The sequence below is a fragment of the Achromobacter sp. 1012554356 genome, from assembly GCF_059760815.1.
On sequence record NZ_JCBANC010000023.1, the window covers coordinates 76792 to 84189 of the forward strand.

Here is a 7398-nt window from a genome sequence, read left to right on the forward strand (position 1 = left end):
ACCGGCACGCGTTGCGCGCCACGCAAGCGCGCTGCCCGGACACGCCTAGCGCCGGAAGCCGCCGCCGCCCCTGAACCCGCCAAACCCGCCAAAGCTGCGCCCCTCCATCCCGCGGCCTTGCCAGCCGCCCTCCCCGCGTCCCTGCCACCCGCCTTCCCCGCGTCCCTGCCAGCCGCCATCGCTGCGGCCTTGCCAGCCTTCGGCGGACGCGTTCGTGCGGTTCTGCCAGCCGCCGCCATACGAATCGTCCGTGTGCGGCGTCGAATAATCGCGCGCCTGGCGCTGCGCGTTCAGGTAGTTTGACTGCGTGTTCGGCTGAACCGGCTGCCAGCCCGACGACGTGTGCTGCTGCCAGCCGTTGTCGTTGTGTTCGTAGACATTGCCGTTGTGGTCCGCATACACGTTGCCGTTGTTCCACGCCGCGCCGCTGCCGGTGTTGCGGTCGTACGTGGCGCCCCGCCGGTCGACGCTGTCGGCGCCCTGTCCCGCCGTGCCCGTCGCGCCTGCGGCGGAATACGTGGTGCGGCCGGTGTTGGGGTTGGTGCGCACGTTCTGCCGGCCGGCGGCCCATTGGCCATCGTCGTTCTCGACCGCGCCCGCCCGCCCCGCGCCCGACGCGCCCGTGACCGGGTCGGTATAGGCGCCGCGGCGTCCGGCGGCGGCGTTGCCGGTGTATTCGTTGTACGCCGCGCCGCGCGTGCCCTCGAACGCGGCGCCGGTTTGCGGGTTGTAGCCTTCGGCGTGCGCGCCCTGCCATTCGGTGCCCGTCCAGCCGTTCCAGCCGGCCGCGTGCGTGACCGTGCCGGAGCCGCCCCAAGCGCCGTAGACATCGACCTTGTTGACGTCCACGCCGCCCCAATGGGGCGCGCCATAGTACGGCCCCCAGTACGGCGCCGCGCCGCCCCAGGCCTCGGCGGCGGCAAACCCGAAGGCAAAGCCGGCGGCCGAATCGAAGGCGGCGTTGTAGCCATAACTGGGCGGATAGCCGACCCAGGTGTTCTGCACGATCGTGGGCGGATAGGAATAGCCCGTGCCGTAGACGACGGTGCCGTCGGGTGCGACCACGACGCCCATGTAGCCGGGTGAATAGCCGAACACCACGCTTTGCGGCGTGGCGCCGTAGACCTGCACATAGGTCACGTAATGCAGCGGGGAGCTGGCGGGGATGGTGTAGATGGCCGCCGGCACATGGTCGGCCACGCGCCACGGTCCGGTGGGCGAATCCGACACAAACCACACCGCGTTCGACAGCGCGAAATAGCGGCCGTCGGCCTGAATGACCGGCACCGGCGAGTTGGCCGCATAGTGCAGGTCAGTGCCGTCGATGGGCCGCAGCACGGGCGCCCCGCCGGCGTACTCGACCTGCAGCTTGGCCGCGCTGCGCGACACGGTGGCGGTCTGCGGAATGGTCGATGCAATGACGGCTTCGCGGGCCTGCGGCGTGCCGGGCACCGACACCAGCACTCCGCCCTGCGGATCCTGCGGCGGAATGCGCGCGAAGTCGCGCGGCAGGTCCTTGCCCGGCACATACGTCCACGGCCCTTCCAGCCGCGCGCCGCGGAACCAGCGGCCGGACACCAGCAGGTAGTAGCGGTTGTCGCCCGGGTTCATGAACACGGCATGGTCGGCGTTGGTGACCGACAGCAGCGACGTGCCGGACACCGGCCGCAACTCGGCCTGGCCGATCGTGATCAGCAGCTCCGCCGGCACGGTCGACACCTCGATGTCGGGCGCGCGATGCGGCGCCTTGCCGTCATGCGGCATCAAGGGGTCCGCCGCCGGGCCGCGGCGCGCGGCGTCGGCCGCCGAGAGCAGCGCGGGCGACGGTTGCGCAACGGTGCGCCAAGGTCCGTTGATGTCGCCCGCTTCGTACCAATGTCCCGCGGCCTGCAGGTACAACCGCCCGGCGTTGTCGCCCAGGATCAGCGCGCGCGAGTTGACGACGCGGCGCCAGCCCTGCGTGTCGGGCAGCGGCGTCCACGCGGGCGCGCCATCCACCAGCACCAGGATTGCCGGCACCGTGCGGTAGATGATGCGCGGCGGCGTGTTGTTCACGGGCACGGTCTTGGCAGCCGGGTTGTTCTGCGACAGCGCATAGCTCAGCTGCAGCGCGTCCAGCGGCGTGACCACGCCATTGGCGGGGATGCGGGCTTCGAGCGCGCTGCGCAGGCGCGCGGCCTCTTGCGGCGCGGTGGGCACCTGCACGCGTTCGACGCGGATATCGGACAGGCGCACCAGTCCGGCGGACTTGTTCACATCGGCGCGCGCGGAGAATTCGGCCACGCCATAGGTCGGGTTGCCCTTGGCCGGTCCCACCGCCACCGCCATGCGGCCGGTCAGACGGTCGGCGGTCCAGGTGTCGATCTGCGGCTGGTAAAGCTCCACGCGCTGGCCGTCGGGCGCGGAGAAGCTGCGCGGCCACTGCAGCGCGCGCGCGGCGGACGTGTCGGGCTGGCCGGCGCCGGGCTGCGCGCTGGCGGACTGCGGCGCGGCGGCGGACTGGTTTGGCACCTGCGGCTGCGCCGCGGCGCCGAACGCCAGCGACGTTCCCGCCGCCACGCCCAGGACGATGCGCGAGAGGCGCAAGCGGCGGCCGGTGTTGCCGGAGGTGGCAGGCAAGCGGGAAAACCAGTCATGCAAATGCAGCAATCGGGACACGCAATTCATCTCACGCTCCTTAAGGTTCGGACCGCCTGCCTGGCCGGCTTGGGCGCACCGCCGCCCAATGGATAGCGGACGGCGCCGCTTCGGGTTATACGCCAGCGCGCCCTCGGGTTCAATTGCCGGAAGACCGGAGCTGACCGCCCCCTGAATAAGCAACAGATGGTTAATGCCGTTAAAAAGCTATTGATCGCATCAGGCAGAACTTCTATAACTCGTTCCTACCAGGGCTTGCTGCTTTTGCCCGATTGCCTTTCCGCTGCAATCCAACTAGAGCGGCGTAACGCCCGCCACCCCGCGCAAGCCTCGCGCGAATCGCCAGCCTTTTCCTGCCCCTCTCCCGTGGCGCGCTGGCGGCTCTCTAAGCCTCTCCTACGGCAAGGACACCACGTCCAGACCGCCGTCTGAAGGAGCAGCTCATGGCCCTTACCCTGTCCCATCCCGGGGTTTATATCCAGGAAATCCCCAGCGGCGTTCGCACGATCGCCGGGGTTGCGACCTCGGTTGCCGCCTTTCTTGGCGCGGCCCCGCGCGGTCCCGTCAACAAGGCGGTCCGGATATTCAGTTTCTCCGACTATGAACGCGCCTTTGGCGGGCTGGCCGACGATTCCGAGCTGGGCTATGCCGTGCGCCAGTTCTTCGTGAACGGCGGCACGGACGCCTGGGTCGTGCGCGTGGTCAAGGAAGCGTCACCCGCGCAGCGCACTTTGCGCAGCGCAACAGCGGTGGACGTGCTGACGGTGCGCGCGCTGGATCCGGGCGTGTCCGGCAACAGCATCCAGGTCCGCGTGGACCACGCTACCGCCGTGCCCTCCAGCACCTTCAACATTCAGTTCATCCGCGGCAGCGACGGGCGGGCGGAAAGCTACGCCAACGTTTCGTTGAACGCCAAGGATCCGCGGTATCTGCTGGATCTGGTGCAGGGCGTGTCGCAGCTCGTTCGCCTGGAGCGGATGCTGTCGCAGGGCGCGCTGGATGCGCTGCCGGCGGGCACCAGCGTCAGCGGCACGCTGGGCGACGTGCAGACGCTGCTGGATGCGACGCACACCGATTTCCGCGTGGCCGTGAACGGGCTGGAACCCGTGGGCGTCAGCATCGCGCTGCCCGGCGACATTGCCGGCGGCACCGCAACGCAGCGCCTGACCGCGCTGGCCGCGGCCATCCAGGCCAAGGTGCGGGCGCAGGCGCAGGGCCGGCCGGCGCTGGCCAACTTTACCGCCGCGCGCAACGGCAACACGCTGGTGATGACATCCGGCGCGGGCGGTGAAAACGCCAGCGTCCGCGTGCTGCCCGGCGCACGCAACAACGCCGCGGGCGTGCTGATGCTCGGGTCGCTGGCGGGCGGCATCGAAACCGACGGCGCGGCCATCATCCGCCCCGCGCCCACGCCCGACGCGGCCACGCTGACCAGCGACGCCTTTGGCGCGACCGACCTGGACGCGCTGCCCGACGCCACGCACACCAGCCTGCGCATCACGCTGGACGGTCTGGGCCCGGAACTCGTGAGCCTGGGCGACGCGGGGGCTGCGGGCGGCTCGCTGGCGGCCAAGCTGGAAGACGTGGCGGCGCGCCTGCAGGCCGCCGTGCGCGCGCTGCGGCCTGGCACGCCCGCCTTCCGGGACTTCACGGCGCGTGTGCAGGGCAGCACGCTGGTGCTGGCAAGCGGCTCCCGCGGCCTGGGCTCGACCATCGCGGTGGCCGCTGCGCCGGCCAACGATCTCGCCGCTTCGCTGCACCTGGTGACGGGAGCCGTCGCCTCGCCGCCGCCGGTCGATGCGCTGCTCGAAGGCGGCACCGAAACGCCTTACGGACCGGACGACGTCTATGCCGCGTTCATCGGCAGCCGCGCGCTGCGGCAAGGTCTGTATGCGCTGGAAGACGCCGACATCTTCAACCTGCTCTGCCTGCCGGCCATCACGCACAGCGGCGTGCTGGCCGATGCCGCGTCGTACTGCGAAGAGCGGCGCGCCTTCATGATCGTGGACGCCCCACCCACCGCAACCGATCCGGCGGCGATGGTGGCGGTGGCCAACGGCACGGCGCTGCCCAAGTCGGATCACGCCGCCGTCTACTACCCGTGGACTTATGTGTCCGATCCGCTCAAGAACGGCAAGCCGCGTCTTGCGCCGCCGTGCGGCACCGTCGCCGGGGTGTATGCGCGCACCGACGGCAACCGGGGCGTGTGGAAGGCGCCCGCGGGCACCGACGCCAACCTGACCGGCGTCATCTCGCTGGCCACGACGCTGACCGATGGCGAGAACGGCAGCCTGAATCCGCTGGGGGTCAATTGCCTGCGCACGTTCCCGGTGTATGGCGCCGTGTGCTGGGGCGCGCGCACGCTGCGCGGCGCGGATCAGCTCACCTCGGAATACAAGTACGTGCCCGTGCGGCGCCTGGCCCTCTACCTGGAAGAATCGCTGTATCGCGGCACGCAGTGGGTAGTGTTCGAGCCCAATGACGAGCCGCTATGGGCGCAGATCCGCCTGAACATCGGCGCGTTCATGAACACGCTGTTCCGGCAGGGCGCGTTCCAGGGCAGTTCGCCGCGCGAGGCCTATCTGGTCAAGTGCGACCGGGAAACCACCACGCAGGACGACATCAATCGCGGCGTGGTCAACATCCTGGTGGGGTTTGCGCCACTCAAACCCGCCGAGTTCGTCGTCATCAGCATCCAGCAACTGGCCGGCCAGATACAGGCCTGAGCCCGGCCCGCGCCGGCGCCGCATGCGGCCCGGCGCGTTTGCCGACCACGGTTACCAGGAGATTGCCATGGCGCAGTTCACCGTCAATCCGCAGCGCTTCGACCCCTACAAGAACTTCAAATTCCGGGTGAAGTGGGATGGCCGCTACGTGGCCGGCGTCAGCAAGGTGTCGGCGCTCAAGCGCAGCACCGAAGTGGTCGAACACCGCGAAGGCGGCGACCCATCCAGCGGGCGCAAATCTCCCGGCCGCAGCAAGTTCGAAGCGGTGACGCTGGAGCGCGGCGTCACGCACGACCGCGAGTTCGAGCAGTGGGCCAACAAGGTGTGGAACTTTGGATCGGGCCTGGGCAGCGAAGTGTCGCTCAAGAATTTTCGCAAGGACCTCATCATCGAGGTCTACAACGAAGCCGGACAGCTCGTCCTGGCCTACAAGGTGTTCCGCTGCTGGGTGTCGGAATACCAGGCGATCCCCGATCTGGACGCGAACGCCAACGCCGTCGCGATCCAGACCATCAAGCTGGAAAACGAAGGATGGGAACGCGACTACGAAGTCGCCGAGCCATCCGAACCGAGTTTCGTCGAGCCGGCCTGATGGAGCGTCGCAATGACCGCCCTGATCGAATCGCAGATTCTGGCGCTGTGGGAGTCAGGTCGTGACTGCCACCCGATAGACCGCGGCCTGCGCGCGCTTGCCGTGGCGATGCCTGACGTGGATGCCGCGTCACGGCCGGTCGGATGGCGGACCCTGGCGTTGCTGCGCCTGCGGCAAGCCACGTTCGGGCCGCGGCTGGCGGCGTGCGCTGATTGCCCGGCGTGCGGCGCAGCGATGGCGTTCGACCTGGACGTGGCCGCGCTGCTGGAGACGGTGTCCGCGCCGCCGGAGCGCGCATCGGCCGAACCCATGTTCGACGCGCACGGCGCCGCCTGGCGTCTGCCCAGCAGCCGCGACCAGGTGCAGGCCGCGATGGCCGCCGACAGCGACGCGGCGCTTGCGCTGCTGCTGCGCGCGTGCCGGGTTGGGGCACCGCCCGACGCCCGCCTGCCGCAGGGCGCGGCGCTGGAGGACATCGAAGCGCGCATGGAAGCGCTGGACCCCGCCGCCAACATCGAACTGTCGCTGCGCTGCGCGGACTGCGCCCATGCGTGGACAGTGGCGCTGGACGCCGACGCCTGCGTGTGGGACGACATCAGCCTGTGCGCGCGCGGTCTGCTACGGGACGTGCATCGTCTGGCGCGCGCCTACGGCTGGACCGAGCCGCAGGTGCTGGCGCTGGGACCCGAGCGGCGCGCCGCGTATCTGGAACTGGCCGACAGCGAGGCGCTGCCATGAGCGGCTTCCTGCGCCAGCTTGCTAGCCGCAGCGTGGGCACGGCGCCGCGCCTGCGCAGCGCGCCGTCGCCGCGGGCGGTGGAGGTTCTTGGGGCCGGTCTGCGTGATGCCTGGCGGGGCGATGCGCGGGACGCAGCGGCCGCTGCGGAAGCGTTTGTCCGAACCGCCCGCAACGACGCGGAATCCGGTGGCGCGCGCTCGTTGCAGACGCCGTCGCGCGCGCCGTGGTCTGCCGGGCTTGGATACGCTGAACGGAATGCGCAAACGGCCGGTGCGAATGGACGCGGCGCTGCGGACGTCGCCAGCGTGCATGTTGTGCATGCCAGCGTGACGCCGCCGCTATCCGAAGCAGACCGGCTAACGCGCAGCGCGGAGCAGGCCGAGCGAGTCGCGCTTTCGCCGGAGCGCCACCTGCGCGCGCTTGGCCCCATCGAGGCCGACAACGACGCCGCCGAAGCTCAGCACACCCGCCCGGCAGCCGTGTCGCCAATCACACGGCCCTTGCCGGCGGCGGCACGCGGCGCGCATGACGTCACGGCCCTCGCCCGCCCGGCTACCGCGCCCGGCTCGGCCTTCGCCGCCGATGCACGTGTCCTCCCCGCACGCAATGCACGAAGCGCCCCCGCCGATGCTGCCTCAGCCACCAATCGCCTCGCACAGCCGCCCTCCCCGCCCGACGTCCACATCACCATCGACCGCCTGGAAG

The 7398-nt window shown here is 70.2% G+C and carries 4 protein-coding genes and 1 pseudogene; 4 read left to right on the forward strand and 1 reads right to left on the reverse strand.

Going from position 1 to position 7398, the window contains the following annotated elements:
• Nucleotides 1–45 precede the first annotated feature (45 nt).
• Nucleotides 46–2667, reverse strand: coding sequence for a carbohydrate-binding family V/XII (locus AC6LJW_RS14170; RefSeq protein ID WP_498087601.1), 2622 nt, complete (start codon nucleotides 2665–2667; stop codon nucleotides 46–48).
• Between the two features lie 413 nt (nucleotides 2668–3080).
• Between AC6LJW_RS14170 and AC6LJW_RS14175 the strand changes: the two genes are divergently transcribed.
• The 4 genes and pseudogenes from AC6LJW_RS14175 to AC6LJW_RS14190 form a co-directional block, all read left to right on the forward strand.
• Nucleotides 3081–5363: a phage tail sheath family protein gene (locus AC6LJW_RS14175; RefSeq protein ID WP_498087603.1), complete on the forward strand. Its 2283-nt coding sequence runs from the start codon at nucleotides 3081–3083 to the stop codon at nucleotides 5361–5363.
• 67 nt (nucleotides 5364–5430) lie between these two features.
• A complete protein-coding gene (locus tag AC6LJW_RS14180) occupies nucleotides 5431–5955 on the forward strand; it encodes a phage tail protein (protein ID WP_056566211.1) in 525 nt (174 codons plus the stop codon).
• A gap of 12 nt (nucleotides 5956–5967) precedes the next feature.
• Nucleotides 5968–6693 (forward strand): hypothetical protein, encoded by a 726-nt coding sequence (locus AC6LJW_RS14185; RefSeq protein ID WP_056558487.1) that lies wholly within the window; start codon nucleotides 5968–5970, stop codon nucleotides 6691–6693.
• Nucleotides 6690–7398, forward strand: a pseudogene (locus AC6LJW_RS14190) (hypothetical protein); the annotation flags it as partial. The gene AC6LJW_RS14185 and the pseudogene AC6LJW_RS14190, both read left to right, overlap by 4 nt.

Bases quoted from the DNA above. Each gene is read 5' to 3' on its own strand.
- AC6LJW_RS14170 (WP_498087601.1), bottom strand. From the start codon at position 2,667: ATGAATTGCGTGTCCCGATTGCTGCATTTGCATGACTGGTTTTCCCGC.
- AC6LJW_RS14175 (WP_498087603.1), top strand. From the start codon at position 3,081: ATGGCCCTTACCCTGTCCCATCCCGGGGTTTATATCCAGGAAATCCCC.
- AC6LJW_RS14180 (WP_056566211.1), top strand. From the start codon at position 5,431: ATGGCGCAGTTCACCGTCAATCCGCAGCGCTTCGACCCCTACAAGAAC.
- AC6LJW_RS14185 (WP_056558487.1), top strand. From the start codon at position 5,968: ATGACCGCCCTGATCGAATCGCAGATTCTGGCGCTGTGGGAGTCAGGT.